This is a genomic window from Paenibacillus sophorae (assembly GCF_018966525.1).
GTDB lineage: Bacteria > Bacillota > Bacilli > Paenibacillales > Paenibacillaceae > Paenibacillus_AQ > Paenibacillus_AQ sophorae.
The window spans coordinates 2,526,052-2,548,796 of record NZ_CP076607.1; the positions used below are offsets into that span (position 1 = coordinate 2,526,052).

General features: G+C 52.0%; 22 protein-coding genes. 19 read left to right on the forward strand and 3 right to left on the reverse strand.

All coding sequences use genetic code 11. The features are described from left to right. Positions 1-73: 73 nt before the first annotated feature. On the forward strand, positions 74-1,210 hold the full coding sequence (mqnC, locus tag KP014_RS11880) for a cyclic dehypoxanthinyl futalosine synthase (protein ID WP_036590514.1): 1,137 nt from the start codon (positions 74-76) through the stop codon (positions 1,208-1,210). Positions 1,211-1,424: 214 nt separating this feature from the next. Here mqnC and KP014_RS11885 read toward each other — a convergent pair whose 3' ends face one another. Beyond that, a complete protein-coding gene (locus tag KP014_RS11885; RefSeq protein ID WP_036590517.1) occupies positions 1,425-1,604 on the reverse strand; it encodes a transcriptional regulator in 180 nt (59 codons plus the stop codon). 196 nt (positions 1,605-1,800) lie between these two features. Here KP014_RS11885 and KP014_RS11890 point away from each other — a divergent pair, with 196 nt between their 5' ends. The 17 genes from KP014_RS11890 to KP014_RS11965 all read left to right on the forward strand — a co-directional run bounded on the left by KP014_RS11890 (position 1,801) and on the right by KP014_RS11965 (position 19,946). Beyond that, positions 1,801-2,643: an SPFH domain-containing protein gene (locus KP014_RS11890; RefSeq protein WP_036590520.1), complete on the forward strand. Its 843-nt coding sequence runs from the start codon at positions 1,801-1,803 to the stop codon at positions 2,641-2,643. A 12-nt stretch (positions 2,644-2,655) separates the two neighbouring features. Then, complete coding sequence (locus KP014_RS11895; protein WP_036590522.1) at positions 2,656-2,832, forward strand: type II toxin-antitoxin system antitoxin; 177 nt, start codon at positions 2,656-2,658, stop codon at positions 2,830-2,832. A 487-nt stretch (positions 2,833-3,319) separates the two neighbouring features. Then, positions 3,320-5,260: a threonine--tRNA ligase gene (gene thrS, locus KP014_RS11900; RefSeq protein ID WP_090834092.1), complete on the forward strand. Its 1,941-nt coding sequence runs from the start codon at positions 3,320-3,322 to the stop codon at positions 5,258-5,260. Positions 5,261-5,497: 237 nt separating this feature from the next. Next, positions 5,498-6,010 (forward strand): 3D domain-containing protein, encoded by a 513-nt coding sequence (locus KP014_RS11905; protein ID WP_246590750.1) that lies wholly within the window; start codon positions 5,498-5,500, stop codon positions 6,008-6,010. 151 nt (positions 6,011-6,161) lie between these two features. Then, entirely contained in the window at positions 6,162-6,296 is a 135-nt protein-coding gene (locus KP014_RS29080; RefSeq protein WP_269079206.1) for a hypothetical protein, read from the forward strand. Positions 6,297-6,523: 227 nt separating this feature from the next. Next, a complete protein-coding gene (liaF, locus tag KP014_RS11910; protein WP_036597879.1) occupies positions 6,524-7,600 on the forward strand; it encodes a cell wall-active antibiotics response protein LiaF in 1,077 nt (358 codons plus the stop codon). Between the two features lie 4 nt (positions 7,601-7,604). Beyond that, positions 7,605-8,699, forward strand: coding sequence for a sensor histidine kinase (locus tag KP014_RS11915; protein WP_036597881.1), 1,095 nt, complete (start codon positions 7,605-7,607; stop codon positions 8,697-8,699). Then, positions 8,696-9,352 (forward strand): response regulator, encoded by a 657-nt coding sequence (locus tag KP014_RS11920; protein ID WP_036597883.1) that lies wholly within the window; start codon positions 8,696-8,698, stop codon positions 9,350-9,352. Before KP014_RS11915 ends, KP014_RS11920 begins: the two co-directional genes overlap by 4 nt. 268 nt (positions 9,353-9,620) lie before the next feature. Beyond that, a complete protein-coding gene (locus tag KP014_RS11925) occupies positions 9,621-11,267 on the forward strand; it encodes a S1C family serine protease (RefSeq protein ID WP_036597885.1) in 1,647 nt (548 codons plus the stop codon). 115 nt (positions 11,268-11,382) lie between these two features. Beyond that, positions 11,383-12,072, forward strand: a complete 690-nt coding sequence (locus tag KP014_RS11930) for a response regulator transcription factor (protein ID WP_036597887.1) — start codon at positions 11,383-11,385, stop codon at positions 12,070-12,072. 1 nt (position 12,073) lies between these two features. Continuing rightward, entirely contained in the window at positions 12,074-13,495 is a 1,422-nt protein-coding gene (locus tag KP014_RS11935; protein WP_090834093.1) for a sensor histidine kinase, read from the forward strand. 30 nt (positions 13,496-13,525) lie between these two features. After that, entirely contained in the window at positions 13,526-14,491 is a 966-nt protein-coding gene (locus KP014_RS11940) for a 4-hydroxy-3-methylbut-2-enyl diphosphate reductase (RefSeq protein ID WP_036590827.1), read from the forward strand. Between the two features lie 225 nt (positions 14,492-14,716). Beyond that, complete coding sequence (aroF, locus tag KP014_RS11945) at positions 14,717-15,760, forward strand: 3-deoxy-7-phosphoheptulonate synthase (protein ID WP_036590808.1); 1,044 nt, start codon at positions 14,717-14,719, stop codon at positions 15,758-15,760. A 269-nt stretch (positions 15,761-16,029) separates the two neighbouring features. Further along, positions 16,030-17,454, forward strand: a complete 1,425-nt coding sequence (gene glnA / locus KP014_RS11950) for a type I glutamate--ammonia ligase (RefSeq protein ID WP_036590811.1) — start codon at positions 16,030-16,032, stop codon at positions 17,452-17,454. Positions 17,455-17,842: 388 nt separating this feature from the next. Continuing rightward, the gene (serC, locus tag KP014_RS11955) at positions 17,843-18,934 is read left to right on the forward strand and encodes a 3-phosphoserine/phosphohydroxythreonine transaminase (protein ID WP_175491843.1); all 1,092 of its coding nucleotides are present in this window, start codon (positions 17,843-17,845) and stop codon (positions 18,932-18,934) included. A 172-nt stretch (positions 18,935-19,106) separates the two neighbouring features. Continuing rightward, complete coding sequence (gene trmL / locus KP014_RS11960; RefSeq protein WP_036590817.1) at positions 19,107-19,571, forward strand: tRNA (uridine(34)/cytosine(34)/5-carboxymethylaminomethyluridine(34)-2'-O)-methyltransferase TrmL; 465 nt, start codon at positions 19,107-19,109, stop codon at positions 19,569-19,571. Positions 19,572-19,691: 120 nt separating this feature from the next. Next, positions 19,692-19,946, forward strand: a complete 255-nt coding sequence (locus tag KP014_RS11965) for an AbrB/MazE/SpoVT family DNA-binding domain-containing protein (protein ID WP_025334125.1) — start codon at positions 19,692-19,694, stop codon at positions 19,944-19,946. 386 nt (positions 19,947-20,332) lie between these two features. On the opposite strand, the gene KP014_RS11970 is transcribed toward KP014_RS11965, so the two are convergent. Together KP014_RS11970 and KP014_RS11975 are read right to left on the reverse strand one after the other, a co-directional pair. Beyond that, a complete protein-coding gene (locus tag KP014_RS11970) occupies positions 20,333-21,400 on the reverse strand; it encodes a phosphodiester glycosidase family protein (protein WP_036590821.1) in 1,068 nt (355 codons plus the stop codon). Beyond that, positions 21,397-21,804, reverse strand: a complete 408-nt coding sequence (locus KP014_RS11975; protein ID WP_036590823.1) for a hypothetical protein — start codon at positions 21,802-21,804, stop codon at positions 21,397-21,399. The genes KP014_RS11970 and KP014_RS11975 overlap by 4 nt, the downstream gene beginning before the upstream one ends. A gap of 277 nt (positions 21,805-22,081) precedes the next feature. On the opposite strand from KP014_RS11975, the gene KP014_RS11980 reads away from it, so the two are divergent. After that, positions 22,082-22,738, forward strand: coding sequence for a response regulator transcription factor (locus tag KP014_RS11980; RefSeq protein WP_090834094.1), 657 nt, complete (start codon positions 22,082-22,084; stop codon positions 22,736-22,738). The last annotated feature ends 7 nt before the right edge of the window (positions 22,739-22,745 follow it).

Sequence of the window (22,745 nt, forward strand, 5' to 3'; positions counted from 1 at the left end):
TAACGGACATATTCCTTTGTCATACAAATTTTATGGATTGATTATGCATGGTTGTAAAAGGAGGCTGCAAACGATGGGCGCAATCGATCAAATTTTGAACAAAGCGCTGCAGGGCGAACGCCTTGGGCTTGAGGATACGGTCAGATTGTTTGAGAGCAATGAGATTGAGAAAATGGGCGCTGCGGCGGATATCATTATGAAAAGATGGCATCCCGAGCCGGTGACTACGTTCGTTATCGGCCGCAATATAAATTATACGAATGTATGCGATGTGTACTGCCGATTTTGCGCTTTTTACCGCAGACCCGGTTCAGAGGAAGGCTATGTCCTGCCGGATGAGACGATTTTCGAAAAAATAAGAGAGACGATCGCCGTGAACGGAACGGAGATACTGATGCAAGGGGGCACCAATCCCGATTTGCCGTTCAGTTATTATACGAATCTGTTGCGGAACATCAAGGAACGATTCCCCGGCATCACGATGCATTCCTTCTCTCCGGCGGAGATTATGAAAATGAAGGAGATTTCCGGGCTGACCCTGGAAGAGACGCTGCGCCAGATTCATGCGGCGGGTCTTGATTCGCTTCCTGGGGGCGGAGCGGAAATCCTGGACAACCGTACCCGAAAAAAAATCAGCCGGCTCAAGGGCCCGTGGCGTGACTGGATGGAGGTTATGCAGACGGCGCACCAAATCGGCATGAATACGACGGCGACGATGGTTATCGGACTCGGAGAGAGCATGGAGGAGCGGGCGCTGCATCTTCTGCGTATCCGTGAAGCTCAGGACGAATGCATTGCGAAGAATTATAACTCGGAGGGCTTTCTGGCATTCATCTCTTGGACGTTCCAGCCGGACAATACGAACCTGAAGCTGGACCGCCAGACCCCGGAAGAATACCTTAAGACGGTGGCGATCAGCCGGCTTGTGCTCGACAATATCGAGAACTTCCAATCCTCTTGGGTAACGATGGGGCCAGAGGTGGGCAAGCTGTCGCTGCAATACGGCTGCAACGATTTCGGTAGCACGATGATCGAGGAGAACGTCGTTTCCTCGGCGGGCGCGACCTACAAGGTCAACATCGAGTCAATCCTGCAAATTATCCGCGAGGCTGGCAAAATCCCGGCGCAGCGCAACACGCAGTACGATATTCTGAAAGTGTTCGACGACGCTTCCTCGGGAGTTCGGCGCGATTTTGTGATGCAGAATTAAATGGATGCGGCTGTAGAGTCATATTCGATTAACAAAGAACCTTCAGTTCCGCTGTTATAGTGGTTCTGAAGGTTCTTTTGCATATTGATGGGATTCGCTCACTTGGATCTGCCCTTTTGGGACGGCCCTTGAGCCGAGGTCATAACCGGGTAAATGCCCCATGGTGCATAATGGTAAAGGGCACCCGCCGGGATTTCCAGCGGATTCCGTGATCCTATTCGGCGGCTTCCCATTTGCAGCGGACCGGGGAGATGATCGCTTTTTCTTTTTTAAGCTCATTAAAGGCCTTGTCGATCTCCTTGCGGTCCAGACCGGAGAGTTTCTCCACCTCGCCCGCGCTGACGGGTTTGCCAGCAGATTTAATCGTGTCCAGCACCTGTTCCTTCACGCTCATTGCTTTATCCACCTCCTCGCAAATGTAATCGCTTAAACAAAGAATTCTTTACCAGATTTATAGTATAGGAAGATTCGGGTACACATCTGTGACTTTTTTCTGACAGCATCATGTACCGGAAAATAATAATTTACATCAATATCCAATAGTGATATCATATAAATATCAAATACATATCCTTTTTTGGAGGTGCCTTATGCAAGAAAAAATGCTTCGTCCCATTAACGGTTTTTGGATTATCGCTGTGATTGTCATTTGCCTCGCCGGTGGAATTTACGGAGCTGTCCAGGGCTATGATGTAGTGCCTGCTATTTTGTTCGTGGCTTCCGGGGTGCTGGCGACAAGCATTACGGTGGTGCAGCCCAACAAGTCGGTCGTGGTCACTTTTTTCGGCAAATACGTTGGGACGATTTCAGCCAGCGGCATGTGGGCCGTTGTTCCGCTCAGCAAGCGTAAGACGGTCTCCCTTAGAGTGCGCAATTTCAACAGCGTCAAGCTGAAGGTTAACGATATCGAGGGCAATCCGATCGAGATCGCCGCTGTCGTCGTGTTTAAGGTCATCAATTCGGCAAAAGCGCTGTTCGATGTAGACAAGTACATGGAATTTGTGGAAATCCAGAGCGAGACGGCGCTTCGCCATGTGGCGAGCAAATATCCTTATGACAGCTTCAATGGAAGCGGCATGTCTCTTCGCGCCAATGCAGAGGAAATCGCCAAGGAGCTGGCCCTGGAACTGCAGGAACGGCTGTCCCTTTCAGGGGTGGAGGTGCTGGAAGCAAGACTGACACATCTTGCGTATTCCACTGAAATCGCCAGCACCATGCTTCAGCGCCAGCAGGCTTCTGCCATTCTGTCGGCAAGGCAGATCATTGTGGAGGGTGCAGTCGGCATGGTGGATATGGCGATCAAGCAGCTTAAGGAGAGCGGTGTTGTGGAGCTGGACGAAGAACGCAAGGCGGCCATGATCAACAATCTGATGGTGGCCATCGTATCCGAGCGCGGAGCGAGCCCGGTTATCAACGCCGGCTCGTTGTATTAAGGCGGTCCTATCATGGCGGCCAAGAAGAACTTTCCGCTGCGCATTGATCCCAGGCTGTATGAAGCGCTGGAGCGTTGGGCGGGGGAGGAGTTCCGCAGTGTGAACGGACACATCGAGTATTTGCTGCGGGAGAGCCTGAAGCGCGCTGGCCGCTTGCCTGATCGAAAGCCGCATGATGAACAGCTCTGAGCAGAGCTGCTGTTGACCCGGTGGCTTGACGGGAGCGGCCATTAGCATTTATAATTACACATTATTCACGCGAACAGCATTGACAAAGACATGAATCGATTTCCAGGTCCGCCCAGAGAGAGGAAAGATCGCTGCAATTTCCTTCGGAATCCGGTGTTCGGTTTACCCCTTTGTAGCTGCGGTTATGAACTTTCTTTGCGAAGTGCCCCGGTTGATACGGGTTGTCTCTTCCGCATAAGAAACAGTAAGAACCGCCGGTTCATGGCCGTTATTCCCATGCTGAACAAGGATTCTGCTGTTGCCTGACTTTATCTTAAAAGTCTTGGGACACAAGGCGGGATTGAATTTGGGTGGAACCACGGGTGCAGACGCTCGTCCCTATGCGGGACGGGTGTTTTTTGTATGCGTGGATATATCCGTTCCGTAAAGCTTTATGCGGCTGACGGCCGCTGAGATAGGCTTACCACTATTCGAGGAGGAAATGATAATGGCAGTAAGCATTAAGTTACCGGACGGCTCGGTCCGGGAATATCCGGAAGGCAGCAGCATCGACGATGTAGCAGCTTCCATCAGCAGCGGGCTGCGCAAGAATGCCGCCGCCGGCAAGCTGAACGGGACAATCGTTGATTTGTCCGCCAAGCTGAGTGACGGAGATCTAGTGGAGATCGTGACGCTTGATTCTCAGGATGGACTTGAGGTTATGCGGCACAGTGCCGCCCACCTGATGGCCCAGGCCGTCAAGCGGCTGTTCGGCGCCAAAGAGGTTAAGCTCGGCGTAGGACCGACGATTGAGGATGGATTCTACTATGACATGGACCTGGAGCATCCGCTGAATCCGGAAGATCTGCAGAAGATCGAGAAGGAAATGGAGCGTATCGTGTCGGAGAATCTGCCGATTGTCCGCAAGGAAGTCAGCCGCAAGGAGGCGCTTGAGATTTTCGGGGAGCTTGGCGACCCGTACAAGCTTGAGCTTATCCAGGCGCTGCCCGAGGACAGCGTGATCACCCTGTATGAGCAGGGCGAATTCTTCGACCTGTGCCGCGGGCCTCATCTCCCTTCGACCGGCAAAATCAAAGTCTTCAAGCTGATGAACGTTGCGGGAGCGTACTGGCGCGGCGACAGCAAGAACAAAATGCTGCAGCGCGTGTACGGCACCGCATGGGTCAAGAAAGCGCAGCTTGACGAGCATCTCCGCCTGCTGGAAGAAGCGAAGAAGCGCGATCACCGCAAGCTCGGCAAAGAATTGGAGATATTTACGTTCAATAACCTGGTAGGCCAGGGACTGCCAATTTGGCTGCCGAAGGGCGCCAAGCTGCGCAGCATTCTGGAGCGCTATATCGTTGATCTGGAAGCGAACCTCGGCTACCAGCATGTCTATACTCCGGTGCTGGGCAATGTCGAGCTGTACAAGACCTCAGGCCACTGGGAGCATTATCAGGAAGACATGTTCCCGAAGATGACGATTGACAGCGAGGAATTCGTGCTGCGCCCGATGAACTGTCCGCATCACATGATGGTGTATAAGAGCTCAATGCACAGCTACCGCGACCTGCCGATCCGGATTGCCGAGCTCGGCATTCAGCACCGCTACGAAATGTCCGGCGCGCTGACCGGTCTGCACCGCGTCCGCTCCATGACCCTGAACGACTCGCATATTTTTTGCCGTCTGGATCAGATCAAGAGTGAATTTACCCGTGTGCTTGAACTGGTGAAGCAGGTGTACAGTGACTTCGGCATCAATGATTACCGTTTCCGGCTGTCCTACCGCGATCCTGCTGATACCGAGAAGTATTTCCCGAACGACCAGATGTGGGAAACGGCCCAGCGGATGCTGCGGGAGGTTGTCGAGGAAGCCGGGCTGCCGTTCTACGAGGCGGAAGGCGAAGCCGCGTTCTACGGTCCGAAGCTGGACGTGCAGATCAAGACTGCGCTTGGCAAGGAAGAGACGCTCTCGACCGTACAGATCGACTTCTTGCTGCCGGAGCGCTTTGAGCTGGAATACGTCGGCGATGACGGACAGAAGCACCGTCCGGTCGTGCTGCACCGCGGCATTCTGGGAACGATGGAGCGTTTCGTAGCCTTCCTGCTGGAGAACTTTGCCGGCTCGCTGCCGCTTTGGCTGTCTCCGCAGCAGGTAAAGGTTATTCCGGTGTCGAGCGCTTTTGACGACTATGCAAACGAGGTAATCGACAAGCTGCGCCGCCGCGGTCTGAGAGCCGAAGCCGATCTGCGAAATGAGAAGCTCGGTTACAAGATCCGCGAAGCTCAGCTTGAGAAGCTGCCGTATATGTTCATCGTCGGCGAGAACGAGAAGAACAGCGGCGCTGTTTCCGTCCGCAGACGCGGCGAAGGCGATATCGGGGCGAAGCCTCTTGACGAGGTGATCGAGAGCCTCGCTTTTGAAGCTTCGACCAAGGCTATTTTTTAATAATTGAAGACCTCTGTCAACATCCCGTGAGGCGCAACTTCGCTTCATGTATAAATTTTTGGGAAACGGGAAACCTTCGCTAATAAGGGGGAGGTTTTCATGATGAACAAAATGGGTGTTTGGCAGAGGTCTTGGTGTATCTTCGTCACCTTTGCGTTCTTGGTTACACTATCCATCATATATACAAAGGCGGGACGCGAAGCTGACCGGGAGCCCGCATTACCATCCTTTCAGCCGATGGCTGAGGCAGTGCCGGTCTTGCAGACGTATCCGCATAAACCTGCTCGTTCATCTTCCATCCCCGTAGCCGCTCCTGCGCCGGAGCAGATCATCCGCATGTTCAAAATGACAGCCACCGGATATACAGCAGGCTTCGAATCGACCGGCAAACGACCGAATCACCCGGAATACGGCATCACCTACTCAGGCGTCAAGGTGCGAAGAGACAAGAACGCTGTTTCGACCATTGCCGCCGATCCCAAGGTGCTGCCGCTGGGAAGCATTTTATACGTGCCGGGGTATGGCTATGCGATAGTCGCGGACACCGGATCGGCGATCAAAGGGCAAAAGATTGATCTTTATTTTTCAACGACTAAGCAGGTATATAGGGAATGGGGAAAACAATTGGTGGAGGTCCAACTGATCAAGCGCGGCAGCGGTAAGTGTACGGAAGCTATGCTGGAGAATATAGGAAGAGTCATCCGGGCTTACGATACCGTGCCGCAGGAAATACTGGAAGAAATCATCTAATTGGACAGCTCATGAACTTAATTTCACATGCGCTAGTATAATTTTCAATCTGCCTTGCCATAATACGGACTGGGGCACAGAAATCAGCCTCTGATTCGTCTCCGATTGGTGCTATCTGCGCCGCGGATGAGAGCAAAGGGAGGTGACCAACGTGGCTAAAAAACCGAAGGTTCAAGAAAACTACAAGACACCGAATGAAAAATTCAACTCCGAGTTTGCCGCCGAGAATGATGCAGTAACGAAGCAAGGCGGGATCGCCAAACCGGTCCAAAAACCGCAAGCTTAAGCCGCACTCGCCTGAAGCATCATAGGCCGCCTAGGCCAAAACGTGTCCCGTCCTCGTCAGAGGCGGGGCATTTTTGTTTTTGCTGCGTGCCGGGTAAAGACTTCCAGCCCCTCCGTCTGCAGACCGAGAATGTTTTCATTCCCTCGCCGCTGTTAACCGGGTGAAGCCTGTTGTAAACTAAGTCCATAAGGCATAAGCGCTACAATAAGCTAAAGGGGAAATGACAGATGAGAAGACGTATAGCCAGCCAGGTGTTCGGGGGCCTGATTCTAATTGGAATCGGCGTGCTGTTTTTGCTCCGGCAGTTGGGATATGCAGACATCGATATCGGTTACCTTTTCTCCAATTTCTGGCCGGTTGTGCTGATTATTATAGGCTGTCAGCGGCTGCTAGGGGGAGGCGGCAGAGGGTTTTCCTCCATAGGCTCGCTGTTTTTTCTAGCCCTGGGCGTGTATTTTTTGGGACGGAATCTGGGATGGTTCGACCTTTCCGCTGGTGATTTCTTCACCATGCTCATTCCAGTCGCACTGATCGGGGGCGGACTCATGGTCATCTTCAGACCGCACCGCTCCGGACCACCGGAACCGCCGCCTGCACCTCCGAAGTTTTATTCGGGGGACAAGTCAGGGGAGGACGCTGAACCGCCGCGGCCGCTGGAATCGACATTGGATGACGAATTTGAGCGGAAATTCGGCGGACCTAGGGAAGAGAGCGGCTCCATTGAAAGTTCTGCAGGAAAGTCCGGAGTGACCGACTGGGACCGCGAGGCCGATTCACGCTGGAAGGAAAATAGGGATCGTCATGAACGCAGACGCCAGGAGCGGGAGGAACGCCACGAACGCAGAAATAGCGAGCGCTGGGAGCGGTATGAACGCAAGCACGGACATTTTGATGGACATGAATGGAGCCATAGCGAGGGGAAGGAAACGACGAACCGTTCCACTTTTATCGGTGATATCCACATGGGACGCGAACATTTTCAGCTCAAAAACACGAATGTCTCCCAATTTATCGGCGATACGGTGCTTGACCTGACCAACGCGCAAATCCCGTACGGCGAGACGAAGATTAATCTATCCGCTTTTATCGGCGATCTCAAAATCTATATTCCGGACGACATGGATCTCGGCATTTCCGTCAACAGCAGCTCGTTCATAGGCGATATGGAAGTACTGGATCACTCGCGCAGCGGGTTTATGAGCTCCGTACAGTGCAAGACACCTTATTATAAGGAAGCCGGCAAAAAAATCCGTATCAATGTCAGCGCTTTTATCGGAGATATCAAGGTTAAGACGGTGGGTTAGGGCGATGGGGACGATTTTTAAAAATACGAAATGGGTACTGCTGCTTTATTTCCTGCTCTGTGGCAGTGTAACAGCCCTGCTGATGTACGCCGGAAGCTGCCTGGGCTATATCGAAGTCGAGGATTACAGAATGTGGGTGTATCTGTGCCTTGGCATCGTGCTGTTTACCGCCGTTATCGGCTATATGGCCGTGCAGCGCATCCAGCGGCGGATTGATCACCTGGATCTCAATATGCTGAAAGTAGCCAAAGGCAATCTTTCCGTTCGGATGCCGGGGAGCGACGATCCTTCTTTTGCAAGAGTTTATCATGAGTTCAATATTATGATGGATGCGGTCGAGAACAAAATGAAGCTGCTTCAGCGTCTGGGCGAGCAGGAGGTTGTTGAGAAAGAGAAGGCGGCGGAGAGCGCTGTGCTTGAGGAACGGCGGCGGATGGCCCGGGATTTGCATGATACGGTCAGCCAGCAGCTGTTCGCCATCCACATGTCCGCCTCTTCGCTGCCGAAGGTGCTAGAGCGGAATGAAGAACAGGGACGGACGGTGATGGACCAGCTGATCACCATGTCGCAGATGGCTCAGAAGCAGATGCGGGCGCTGATCGCCCAGCTTCGTCCGGTGGAGCTTGAAGGCAGGGACCTGTTCGAAGCGCTGGAGAAATGGTTCCCGGATTACTGCCGGCAGAATGGGCTGAAGGGCATAAAGGAGCTTGAACTGCAGGGCGAGCTGTCCGAGGCGATCGAGCATCAGCTGTTTCTGATTATCCAGGAAGCGATGGCGAACATAGTGAAGCACTCGGGAGCGCGACTGGTCAGCCTGTCTCTGCGCGAGGGACCGAGGCAGGTTGCGCTCAGCGTCAGCGATGACGGGCAGGGATTCGAACTCATGCATGGCAAACAGGGATCGTACGGCCTGACGACGATGCGGGAGCGCGCGGAGAAGCTCGGCGGCCAGGTTGAAATTATTAGCCGCAGGGGAGCGGGCACGACGATCCGTGTACATATTCCAAAGTTTGTTCAGGCGAACGGCAGAGAGATATCGGCTGCAAGCGGCGTGGCGGCAAGCAAAGAAGCAGGGGAAGAGGAGGCAAGCGGCGAATGAGCGCGATCAAAGTACTGCTGGTTGATGACCATGATATGGTTCGTATGGGGCTCAAAACATATCTGATGCTGGAACCGACATTTGAGGTGGTATCCGAGGCGTCAAACGGACGGGAGGCGCTTGAACTGCTGCATTCCTGGGGCGAGGAAGGGCTGCCCGATCTGATCTTGATGGATCTGATGATGCCGGTGATGAACGGCGTGGAGACGACCCGTGCGGTGCTGTCCGAGTTTCCGGGGCTAAAGATCGTGATATTGACCAGCTTCCTTGAGGATGACCTTGTGGTGGACGCCATTGAGGCGGGTGCGGTCAGCTATGTTCTCAAGACCGTGTCGGCGGAAGAGCTGATTTACGCGCTGCAGGGGGCGTACCGCGGCATGCCGGTGATGACCGGCGATGTGTCGCAGGCATTGACGCGCGGCATCCGCCAACGCACGGTGCAGGATGATACATCCGGGCTGACCGAGCGGGAAAGGGAGGTTCTGCTGCTGATTGCGGAAGGCAAGAGCAACAAGGATATCGGCGAGGAGCTGCATATCAGCATCAAGACGGTTAAGACGCATGTCAGCAATCTGCTGATGAAATGCGAGCTGGAGGACCGCACGCAGCTCGCCATCTATGCGCACCGCAAGGGATGGGTTACACAGAGATAGGTCGTCTATCGCTATTTCCAGGCACATGACGGGCGCAATCTTAAACTCTATGATTCGAAGTTTTTATTTTCAAGAATAGGCTTGTCCAATGAAGTCCGGCGTTTAAGCGAAAGGCGCGCCGGGCTTCTTTTTTGTATATCTATCTCTTGAATGTTTTATCTTCGCTTAAATTGTTTTTAATGTCGGCTTAAGGTTTAAAGTACAAAATATACCCAAGAAAGCAAAATGACTCCTTGTCCGTGAGGGACAGGGCGCGGGAGGGTAAACAATGGACGAGAACAAGCACAGATATAATGGCGATGGCAACGATCGCTTTGAGAAACAATCGCCGGATCAGGAGTGGAACAACGAAGGACAGTCTCCTGAATCGAATTCATCTTACTACTATTCGTACGGACCTTTTAAATCCCTTAATCATAATGAGCAGAATACGGAAGGCGTAGAGCATTATAGCCGGAGGGAGCCGGAAAGGGTGGAAATCACTCCTCCCCAGCCGGTCAAGCCGGTCCCGTACAATTCGATCCGCCCCACGGGTTACGGCAGCGGGTATGGCGGAGGAGGGAACGGCGGCGGAAGCGGTTCGGACGGCGGGAACGGCTGGCAGTATAACCGGAAGCCGAAGAAACCGGTAAAAACTGCGGTCCTTTCCTTCCTTGCCGGTATGCTTGTGCTCTCCGGCTCCATGTTCATGGCTGACCGGGGGAACTGGTTTACATCAGACCAGGCAGCAACGGCAACGGCGGCCTTAAGCTCACAGGGCAAGGCTGCCAACGAGAGCGCGACCGTTGCACCGACGACTACGACAACCGGGCTTGTGACCGGAACACAAGGCGTCTCCAGTGTCGTAGACGAAGCGGGGCCGGCGGTCGTTAAAATCGAAACGCTCGTGAAATCGGCTCCCCGTGGAAGCCAAAGTAATCCGAACTCGAACGATCCGTTCTATCAGTTCTTCTTCGGTGACCAATTCGGCGGAAACTCTTCGGGACAGACCCAGCCGAACAATGGCAGCAGCGGTTCCGGTTCCGATTCGCAGCTGACACCTTACGGCATCGGCACCGGATTTGTTTACGATAAAGCCGGATATATTCTGACTAACCAGCACGTAATCGAGAATGCCGACGTCATACAGGTTACCGTCGACGGCAACTCCAAGCCGTATGAAGCGAAGTTGCTTGGATCCAGTGTGGATTTGGACCTTGCGGTGCTGAAAATCGAAGGGGACAACAACTTCCCGACCGTGCCGCTCGGCGACTCGGACGCCATCAAGGTAGGCTCGGAGGTCGTGGCAATCGGCAACCCGCAGGGCTTTGACCACACGGTTACCGCAGGGGTGCTGAGCGCGAAAGACCGGAGCATTGACATCAATGAAGAACAAGGCAGCGGTACGCGCAATTATACGGATCTGCTGCAGACAGACGCTTCCATCAACCCCGGCAACTCCGGCGGACCGCTGCTTAACTCAAGCGGCCAGGTAATCGGTATGAACGTTGCCGTCAGCACGGATTCGCAAGGTATTGGCTTCGCCATACCGGTCAATAAAATTAAAGAAGTTGTCGACAAGCTTGAAGCCAATCAAGCCATCCCCAAAGATCCGGTTCCATTTATCGGCGCTTCGCTGATGACGATTACCGATGAAGTGGCGAAGCAAATGGGCACTGACATCAAGGAGGGCTCCGTTGTAGCCGAGATTATTTACAAATCACCGGCTTACGTTGCCGACCTGCGTCCATACGATATTATTACCGGCGCTAACGGAACGAAATATGCGACCAGCCAGGAATTGATTGACTTCATCAAGACCAAAAAGGTCGGAGACAAAATTACACTCAATGTTGTCAGAGACGGCAAAACTTTGGATTTGCCGGTAACGATCGGCAACAAAAACGACTTCAATACAGCGCAGACCCAGCAGTAATTATACGGTACACGAAAAGCGGGAGGGGCAGCCCTTCCGCTTTTGCCGTAGATGTGCGCGGCAAAGCATTCACTGTTACAATAGAGATATAGAACATTAACAAAGGGGCGGCTTCATGCGACCGAATATTTTAATTATTGACGATGACGAAAAAATCATTTCCATGCTGCGGAGAGGACTCGCTTTTGAGGGTTATGACGTAAAGACGGCGTCCAACGGAGCGGACGGCCTACGGGCCGTACTGAACAGCGATCCGGATGTCGTTGTTCTCGATGTCATGATGCCTCAGGTGGATGGCTTTGAGGTGTGCCGGAGGCTTAGAGAGGGCGGCAGCACCGTTCCGGTACTGATGCTTACAGCCAAGGATGAGGTAGAGCACAGGGTCAAAGGCCTGGACCTCGGAGCGGATGATTATCTGGTAAAGCCGTTCGCGCTGGAAGAACTGCTGGCGCGGGTAAGAGCGCTGCTGCGGCGGGGGAGCGAACAAAGCGGAGGCAGCGAGCAGGCAGCCGTCTATGAGGACCTTGTGCTGGATGTCGATTCGCGGGAAGTGACGCGCGGCGGCAAACGGCTGGAACTGACGGCAAAAGAATTTGAGCTGCTGCATTTGTTTATGCAGAATCCGAAGCGGGTGCTGTCCCGCGATCTGATTATGGACAAGATTTGGGGCTACGATTACAGCGGCGAATCCAATGTGCTGGAGGTTTATATTGCCATGCTGCGTCAAAAGACGGAGGAGCATGGCGGCAAACGACTCATTCAGACGATTCGGGGAGCCGGCTACATCCTAAGAGGTGACAAATAAGATGTCAATCAAGCTGCGGCTGACCGCGTGGTATTCGGGGATATTAGCCGTCATGCTGCTGGCCTTTTCAGCATCCATTTTCGTTTTTTTCTATATTAATACGTATGGGGATATAAAAGACAGGCTCCGGGATCAGGCGAAAGGCGAATCGCTGGACACTCTCTTCGATAACCGCCTGGATGCCCAGAATTTGTTCGGGCAAATGTACTTTTACGACAGCGGAAAGTTTATTCAGAGCTTGAATTTGACGCATATTGATCTGCGTTTCGATATTCCGGCGCAGCAGAACCTCAAAGATGAAGAGTTTAAAGATGCCTATTACAAAGGCTACCATTTTTTGGTTTATCAAAAGGCGGTCAATATTGAGGGCTACAATAACAATCCGGCGGCCGTTCTGCAAATGGCTGCATATACCGGAGAACAGGACAAGCTGCTTGATCGGCTGAAGACAATCCTGATCACTGGCTCATTTGCCACGTTGATCGCCGCCTTTACCTTTGGCCTGTTTCTGGCCCGCAAGGCGATGAGCCCGATTGGCAAGGTGATCGAAGCGGCCGAAGGCATTCAGACCGGCAATGACCTCAGCGTACGGATCGAATACGACGGGCCGCCCGATGAAATTGGAAGACTGATCCGGACGGTGAACAGTATGCTAGGCCGGATGGAAGGGTTTTACAAGAATCTTGAGGATTCGTATGCGGCCCAGCGCCGTTTCGTGTCGGATGCTTCGCATGAGCTTCGCACGCCGCTGACGACCATTCGCGGCAACATCGAGCTGCTCCAAAAGGTATGGGAACTCGAGCCTGGTGAAAATCCGTCACTGGATGAAGCGGCGATTCGGCAAATGTCGGTGGAATCGGTGCATGATATCGCGGACGAGGCGAAGCGCATGAGCCGGCTGGTCGCCGATATGCTGTCATTGGCCAGAGCCGATACGGGCCGCACCTTCGAGAAGGAGCCGATAGCGCTTGAGCCGATGATGAATGAGGTGGCCCGCCGGGCCGTCTTTCTCCCCCGGGAAGCGGAGTGGATTACGGGGGATCTTTCGATCCTCAATGGCAAATATGTGCTGGGCAACAAGGATTATTTGCAGCAGATGCTGTTCATTTTCATTGACAATGCCTTCAAATATACGCCGTCCGGAGAAGTGACGTTCGACGCGGTTGTTTATCAGCACCAGGTTGGCATCCGGGTTAAGGATACCGGCATCGGTATGGAAAAAGACGAGGTGCCGCATATTTTCGACCGGTTCTATCGGGCGGATGAATCCCGCGGCATTACCGAAGGCATCGGACTCGGATTATCCATAGCCAAATGGATCATTGATGAGCACGGTGGATCGGTCGAGGTGGTTACCCGGCAGGGCGAGGGCACAACGTTCGTGATTTGGCTGCCCCTGCTCTTTGCCGCTCCGCTTGAATAGGATATAATGTTGCAGAAGGTTGGTGAAGCAATGGAAGTTATCAAAATTTCTCCCCGGGGATACTGCTACGGTGTGGTTGATGCCATGGTCATGGCGCGCCAGGCCGCTAAAAATCTCGATCTTCCCCGGCCGATCTATATACTGGGTATGATTGTCCATAACAGCCACGTTACTCAATCGTTCGAGGATGAGGGTATTATCACGCTGGACGGCAGCAGCCGCCTGGATATATTGGACAAGATTGACAGCGGCACCGTCATCTTTACCGCGCACGGCGTTTCGCCAGAGGTGCGCAGGAGAGCTCGTGAGAAAGGGCTGACGACCGTCGACGCCACCTGTCCGGATGTAACCAAGACGTATGATCTCATCCACGAAAAAGTCTCGGAAGGCTGCGAAATCATCTACATCGGCAAGAAAGGCCATCCTGAGCCGGAAGGTGCCATGGGTATCGCTCCCGGGCATGTGCATCTGATCGAAAAGGAAGAGGAGATATCCTCCCTTGCCTTGCCGGCTGACTCCCGGATTGTCATTACAAACCAGACAACGATGAGTCAATGGGACATCAAACATATAATGAAAAAGCTTCTGGAGACCTTCCCCGGCGCTGAAGTGCATAATGAGATCTGCCTGGCCACACAGGTGCGGCAGGAAGCCGTCGCGGAGCAAGCCGGTCAGGCCGATCTCGTCATTGTCGTCGGCGACCCGCGCAGCAACAACTCCAACCGGCTGGCCCAGGTGTCCGAGGAGATTGCCGGTGTTCCGGCACACCGTATCGCCGACGTATCGGAGCTGAAGCTTGAATGGCTGAAGGGCGTCTCGAAAGTGGCTGTCACTTCAGGCGCGTCAACGCCAACGCCGCTAACGAAGGAAGTCATAGCGTATCTAGAGCAGTATGATCCGGCAGATCCTGGTACATGGGAGATCAAGCGCACGGTCAACATGGCGAAGCTGCTGCCTCCGGTCAAAGCCAAAGCAGGTCAGTCATCCCAATCATAAAATTACCCGAGTTTTCAGTTTAAGCGCCCTATGCCCTTGGGGGCTTAGGGCGCTTACCATTCACATTCGAATATTTATTTTGCAGAAGGGGTTGACGGGAATCAGATTATCGCATAGAATTACTTTAGTGATTAAAAGCATGAAAGCTTAAAAGCGTCGTAGTAAAATAGTGATCTGCAAACAATCAAACATTAAACCATACAGGATTGGAAAGGAAGGAATCAGATGATCGTTATTACATCGAATCAAACTCCGGAGGACCAAATCAACGATATTATCGCAGTGATCGAGAAGGAGGGCCTGCAAGTGCATCTGTCCAAAGGCTCGGACCGTACGGTCATCGGTCTGGTGGGCAGCGTGAGCCCTAAGCTTGCGGAGCACCTTCGCCAAATGAAGGGTGTAGAGAATGTGGTCAAAATCTCTAAATCCTACAAGCTGGCGAGCAGAGACTTTCATCCGGACGACACGATCATCGAGGTTAAAGGAGTCAAGATCGGCGGAGAGCATCTGGCTATCATGGGCGGCCCGTGCGCAGTGGAATCGCCCGAGCAGATCGACGAAATCGCAAGACTGGTAAAAGCGGCGGGAGCGCAGGTTCTTCGCGGCGGAGCATTCAAACCACGCACCGGTCCTTACAGCTTCCAAGGAATCGGCGTGGAAGGTCTGAAGATGATGGCGGATGCGGGAGAGCGTCACGGCCTGTTGACCATCACCGAGGTCATGACGCCGGAGTATGTTGACGTGTGCGCGGAATACGCCGACATTCTCCAAGTGGGCACGCGGAATATGCAGAACTTTGATCTGCTGCGCGCGCTTGGAACATGCGGCCGTCCAGTGCTGCTGAAACGCGGTTTCAGCGCGACATACGACGAACTGCTGAATGCTGCCGAGTACATCCTGGCCGGCGGCAACCGGGATGTTATGCTCTGCGAGCGCGGTATCCGCACCTTCGAGACCTATACCCGTAATACACTGGATCTGTCGGCCATTCCGGTGCTACAGGGCCTCAGCCACCTTCCTGTCATTTCCGACCCGAGCCACGGAACGGGGCGCCGCGAACTGGTAGAGCCTATGGCTAAGGCGTCCGTTGCCGCAGGAGCAAACGGCCTGATTATCGAAATGCATACCGATCCGGACAACTCCATGACGGGAGACGGTGTTCAGTCCCTGTTCCCGGATCAGTTCAGCAATCTGCTGCAGGATCTGGAGAAGCTGGCACCGCTAGTAGGTAAGAAGTTCTCCACTCAGGAAGCGATTTCCATTAAATAAACGATTCTTATGCAGACAGCCTTTTTTCCAGCTTTAACTAGCGGAAGAGAGGCTGTTTGTTTTGCTTTCAGAGCAGAAATCGTCGCTTATGCGCCCGGTTTAAAATAATTCACCAAAGCGTAAGAATATCTTACATTGGCATAAAAAATACCTTACATAAGCATTGACGATGTAAGGTTTGAGTTTTATAATGACGACAGTTAAAATTAAACCGAGACATTTGCATGGTGGGTACGGCTTAATGTTCGGAACTTAGGGAGGAAAATTTAATGTCGGTTGAAAAAGTGTTGCAAACGATTAAAGAGAACAACATTGAATGGGTAGATTTCCGCTTTGTTGATTTGGGTGGACGGGCCCATCATATTGCTTTGCCGGCTGCTGCTGTTGACGAAGAAACCTTTGTAAATGGCGTAGCTTTTGACGGTTCTTCCATCACCGGTTTCCGCGGAATTGAAGAGTCTGATATGGTTATGATTCCGGATCCAAGCACTACATATATTGATCCTTTCACCGCGCACCCTACGCTCAACATTATGTGCGACATTTTCACTCCTGACGGCGAGCGTTATGAGCGTGACCCGCGCGGTATCGCTGTGAAAGCGGAAGAATACCTGCAAAAAAGCGGCGTAGGAACTGCAGCATTCTTCGCACCTGAATCCGAGTTCTTCATTTTTGACGACGTTCGTTACGAGAGCGGAATGAACAGCTCCTCTTACTTCGTGGATTCCGAAGAAGCGGCCTGGAACACAAACCGTAAGGATGAAGGCGGCAACCTCGGCTTTAAAGTGGGCATCAAAGGCGGTTATGTACCGGTTGCTCCGGTTGATACTCAGCAAGATATCCGCAGTGAAATGTGTCGTCTGCTTGCTGAAGCCGGTCTGGTAATCGAGCGCCATCACCATGAAGTTGCTACAGCTGGACAAGCTGAAATCAACTTCCGCTTCGATACACTGAAGAAGACTGCCGACAACCTGTTGACTTACAAATACATCGTGCAAAACACTGCCCGTCAATACGGCAAAGTGGCAACTTTCATGCCTAAACCGCTCTTCGGCGACAATGGCAGCGGCATGCACGTTCACCAATCGATCTTTAACGGCGACAGCCCGTTGTTCTATGAAAAAGGCGGATATGCTAACCTGAGCGAAACGGCTCTGAATTACATCGGGGGTATTCTGTACCATGCTCCGGCGCTGATCGCATTGACCAACCCGAGCACGAACTCCTTCAAACGTCTGGTTCCTGGTTACGAAGCACCGGTTAACCTTGTGTTCTCCAAAGGTAACCGTTCCGCTGCAGTCCGTATCCCGGTAGCTGCTGTAACGCCTAAAGGCTGCCGTATTGAGTTCCGTACTCCGGACACCACGGCTAACCCTTATCTGGCCTTCTCCGCAATGCTGCTGGCTGGTCTGGACGGCATCAAGAAGAAGATCAATCCGGTTGAGCTTGGCTATGGCCCACTCGACAAGAACATTTACGAACTGCCTAATGAGGAAAAGGCAAAAATCCGCAGTGTACCAGGCAGCCTGAACGAAGCGCTGGACGCTCTGGAAGCTGACTATGAGTTCCTGACAGAAGGCGGCGTCTTCACTAAAGACTTCATCGACAACTACATCGAACTGAAACGCGGCGAAGCTCAAGAAGTAGCCATCCGTGTTCATCCGCATGAATACTCCCTGTATTTCGATGTATAAGAATTAATAATAAGCATTCCGTGCAGACGGAACGCTTGCTTTTCAAAAGAAGCCATTCTCACGGATAATGTGAGATGGCTTCTTTTTTGCGGTATTTTATGTACTCCAATTTCAAGGTTCCAAGTAGAGCGTCCTAGTGCGTCTAGTGCATAAGTCCCTGCTGTTCTGGCAATAATGCGATTGATTCAGCTATTATCTCTTGGTACGTAGTATCGTTAATCCGAGAATTTTGGTTTGGCTATTTTGTAATTCACTGCATTAAAGTGGCAAATTTCGGAGTTCTTTCCCGTTCGAGATGTAAATACGCGAATATGTGAATAATTATACTTGCTGCCATGTTAGATTATTGCTATCATAACCATATTGATAGAAGAGAAAGGGTGGGAGTATTTTGAGCAAGAGAGCCTATAATTTTAACGCCGGCCCGGCGGCACTACCTCTTGAGGTGCTGGAGCGCGCACAAGCCGAATTCGTCGATTTCCGTGAGACCGGGATGTCGATTATGGAAATGTCGCACCGCGGAGCCGTATATGAATCCGTACACAATGAGGCGCAGGAACGTTTGCTTTCGCTTCTGGGCAATCCGGCTGGATATAAAGTGTTGTTCATTCAGGGCGGAGCCACTACTCAGTTCGCTATGATTCCGTTGAACTTCCTCTCCGAAGGCAAGGTCGGAAGCTACGTAATGACAGGCAGCTGGGCTGACAAGGCGTTCAAGGAAGCCAAGATCGCTGGCGGAGCGCATGTTGCGGCAACGTCCGAAGACAAGAAGTTTCTGGCTATTCCAGAGCTCGGATCGATCAAGCCAGCCGATAACGCCGCTTATCTGCACATTACTTCCAACGAGACCATTGAGGGCACCCAATATCAGCAATTCCCGGATACCGGATCTCTTCCGCTGATCGCGGATATGTCCAGCGATATCTTGAGCCGCAGCTTCGACGTTAGCAAGTTCGGACTGATTTATGCCGGCGCACAGAAAAATCTTGGACCTTCGGGTGTAACCGTCGTGCTCGCTAAGGAAGAGCTGATTGCCGAATCTCCTTCCAACATTCCGACAATCTTGCGTTACAGCACCCATTATAAAAATAACTCTCTATACAATACGCCGCCATCCTATTCGATCTATATGGTTAACCAAGTGCTTAAATGGATTGAAGAGCAGGGAGGCCTTGCAGGAATCGAAGTGAAGAACCGTGATAAGGCAGGACTGCTGTATGATACGATCGACGCCAGCGGCGGTTTCTACCGCGGTGTAGCGGAGCAAGGCAGCCGTTCCATCATGAACGTGACATTCCGGATGGAATCCGAAGAGCTGGAGAAGAAGTTCATCAAGGCTTCGGAGCAGGAAGGCTTCGTCGGCCTCAAGGGACACCGCAGCGTTGGCGGCTTACGCGCCTCCATCTATAACGCCGTTCCTTATGAGAGCATTAAAGCGCTGACCGATTTCATGAACCACTTCCAGAAGACTCAAGGTTAATTGTTGACCATTAGCAGGAATTTAAAGACCTTCCGCCGCCGGTGGAAGGTCTTCTAAACGAATGAGCACATCTTTCGAGATCCCCCGCAAAGTAACAGCAGCATGCGCGCCTATGCGTAGGCTTCGCTTTGGGGGGTTCTTACCCGCGCTTGGAACAGGAGGAGATATTTGCATGGCACTTCACATTGTACTGGTAGAGCCGGAGATTCCGGCCAATACGGGGAATATTTCCCGCACCTGCGCGGCTACCGGCACCCATCTGCACTTGGTGCGGCCCCTTGGCTTTCGTACCGACGACGCCACCCTGAAACGGGCCGGGCTGGATTATTGGCATGCCGTTCACATTGAATATCACGATTCCTTCGGAGAAGTACTGGAGATGTACCCGGAGGGGCGTTTCTTTTATGCAACGACCAAAGCGGATAAGCGGTATAGCGATTATGCGTTTCGGGACGGCGATTTTTTTGTTTTTGGTAAAGAGACGAAAGGATTGCCTGAGAGTATTCTTGAGGCCGGATGGGAAACAACGATGCGCATGCCGATGACCGGAGATGTAAGATCGCTGAATTTGTCCAATTCGGCGGCAATTATTGTATACGAAGCGCTCCGGCAGTTGAACTTTCCGGGCCTTACCTAAAGAAGTTACAGAAATTTATTTACTATCAGCAGGATTCGACAATTTTATATCGAAATAATCAATGGAATGGAAATATCATGGTATTTATTAAATCAGTTGAATAGGAAAGGTGTGCGTTAGATGAAGCCTGCTGGTGTAGTACGTAAAGTGGATCAGCTTGGCAGAATTGTTCTGCCTAAATCCCTTCGTAAAAGGTATCAAATGAATGAGGGGGACCCTGTTGAAATTTTAGTTCAGGGCGATCATATTATTTTGGAGCGTTATCGTCCAAAATGCGTATTTTGCGGTTCCATGGAAGAGGTTAGCGAATATAAGGAACGTTATATTTGCGGCCAGTGTCTAGGGGAAATGACCCAACTGCAAAGACACGCTTAAGCAATATAGAACCTTCCCGGAACGCTTCATCTGCAAGTGTACTCGCCGGAAGCAGAGCGCCGCATCCCTGCGGCGTTTTTCTTTTTTGCATATGGATTTCCGGTAATGAGGAATTCCGTTCCTGCTGCTTTCGCAATAAAAAAGCTCCCTTCGTTATCTGAAGGAAGCTTAGCCTTTAGAGGCCCTTAGTCTTGTCGTCATTATAAGAGGCAGTGAGAATCCCGGTCAGAAACAGCAGAAATACAAGGAAGATAATCCAAAAGGTCAATGAGAACGACATGCGGACACCTCCGAATGGAATATTGTCATTACTTCCATTATAGCCGCGGTACGAATAAAAATAAATGACATTGTGATATGCCGCATAGATATTAATATGGGTTCAGTTATTTGAAAAATAAAAAGCTTGTCGGCACCCGCCGAAGAGTGCCGTCGGACGGCCGGTTCACGACTTTTCCGTCAAATATGAGTGACGAGGAACCTCCGCCATCCAGATTATATGCATCCGTTACACCCATCTGATACAGCCTGTCTTGAAGTTCCTCCAGTGTGGCACCCGAGCTGCCGCTCTCATTGTAGCCCTCGGCAACGATGATAAGCAGCTGATCGTCTTTGTATCGGCCGATGGCAGTGCGCGGCGCCCGTCTGGGCGACGTCTCCCATTTTACGGGTATCTCCGTTTTGAATCCATCCTGCAGCAGCACAGGCACAAAGGAAGCCCCGAACGCCGGTTCCAGCTTGTCAAGCTGCTCACGTCTGTAAAACTTCCCGCCAATCAGCCGCCCTTCTTTGCTCAGTCCTACAAAGCTTAAATCTTTATAGCTGGATTCAAAGCCGTTTACATACTGACCTTCCACAATCGTGGTACTGAGCGGGTATCTTCTGCCGTCCTGATCGGCAAAGCCTCCCGCGTTAATGCCGGCGACGGCCCCGTACCGGTTGACCGCCTGAAGGGTTGTTTCCGAACTTCCAGGACCTTCCTGACCAAAGCTCATGGTCATCGCCGCTTTGTCCTTGAGCTTGATCTTCATCGCGTAACCTGTATAGTCACCGGGATTGACCCGGTACAACTCAATTCGAATCCGGCTGCTGTTGATGACATCGTACGGGAAGCCGAGCTTGGCCGTAATACGCCGGTTATATATCGACGCTGGGCGGCCCGCCTGTGTCATGGTCTTATCTACAAGCGCGTTCATCGCGGCGGTCGTTTCCTGGTACAGCTTCGCACTGGCGCTTACCGATTTGCTTGTGTAGGCAGCGGAGGTCTGCGCTCTGTCCAACTGGCCTTTGATTCCGGATGTGAGCTGGACAGGACCTGCGGAAGGTGAGAACCGCTGCGTTTCCAGATCCAGTGTAAGAGACGGCCTGTACAGCGACAGGCACAGCAGAAGGCCGATGAATGGTGCGGTAACGAGCATAAAGAAACGGTTCACTCTTTTTACCGGTGTGATCATTTCAGCAGATCCATCTCTTTCTGTAAAGCGTCGAGCTGCTTGCGAACCTCGCTTAATTGGGTGTACAGCTTATTGCTGTTGTCCGTCTTTGTGCTGGCGTTATCCTTGGTAAAAGCAAGGAGTTCATTGAATGACTGTACTTTATCCTGCATTTCGCCGATTTCCTTCGATAAAACGGATAGTTTCTTCTCGTAATCTGACTGCAGCGCCGAAAGCTGCTGCTGATTCTGCGCGGAGAGTTGCTCCAGCATCTGATCCTTCAAATGATTCATGTAGCTGTACACGCTGAAGCCGCAGGCTGCAATCACGACCAGCCAGAACAGCAGGAACCATTTGACGGATGAGCCGTTTCTCGTCGCGGCGCGGCTAGGATACGCGTCCGGCGATTTCATTGACGGCTGCATTCATAATCACCTCTAACCTTTTTGTGAGTCCTTATTCTACCAGAATTATGCTAGTTTCGCAAAATGGGGAGAGGAAGAATCAGGAAAAAAGTAATTGCATCCTTAGAAAGCGGTGCGTTACAATTTCACTAGATTCTGCAAAGCATCCATGTATTCGATGTATAGGAAAAAAGGCGGAGTACATCACGAGATCGTTTCTCATCTGGCATTATCCGGAAAGTGCCAACATGCGCATTGTTCTGGGTAAATTACATAGTATCAGGAGGTCTGGGCTTTAATGATGAAGGTTTGGCAGGTAGTGATTATGGGCTGTCATCCCACGAGTATGCTGGGGACGAAATTGATTTTGGAAGAAGCGGGAAATCTGATTGTACTTGGTACTTATAGTGATTGGACGGAAGGGGCTGCCATAGTACGGGAGAATCGGCCGGAACTGGTGCTTCTTGACTACTGCATGTCGGATGATCTGATTGAGACAATGCTGCCGGAGATGAAAAAAAGTGCTCCGTCTTCTCATTTTATCGTGATGACCGATAGGGAAGGCAGGGAACTGTTTCAGCCGCTCTTAAAGCTGGGAGCCAGCGGCGTCTTATCCAAAGGGGCTTCGCCGAGCCAACTGCTGCAGCTGATCGCAGGATTGCGTGAAGGATTTCTCTCCATGCCGCTCGGGTGGCTGGGGACGGTGGTCTCGCCGATTTGCTCGTCTGAGGAGGGCGATGCAGTGTTGAAGCTGACCGCCACCGAGAAATTTATTATGGAACAAATTGTTCAAGGGGTCACCTACGATAAAATCGCCCTTGAAATTGATGTAAGCCGCCGGTCCATTGACAATTATCTGCGCAAGATTTATGTTAAACTCGAAGTTTCAACCCGGGCGCAGGCGATCGAGAAATATGCGCTGTATTCACATCAGATCAGACCCATGTATGCATGATATCCGG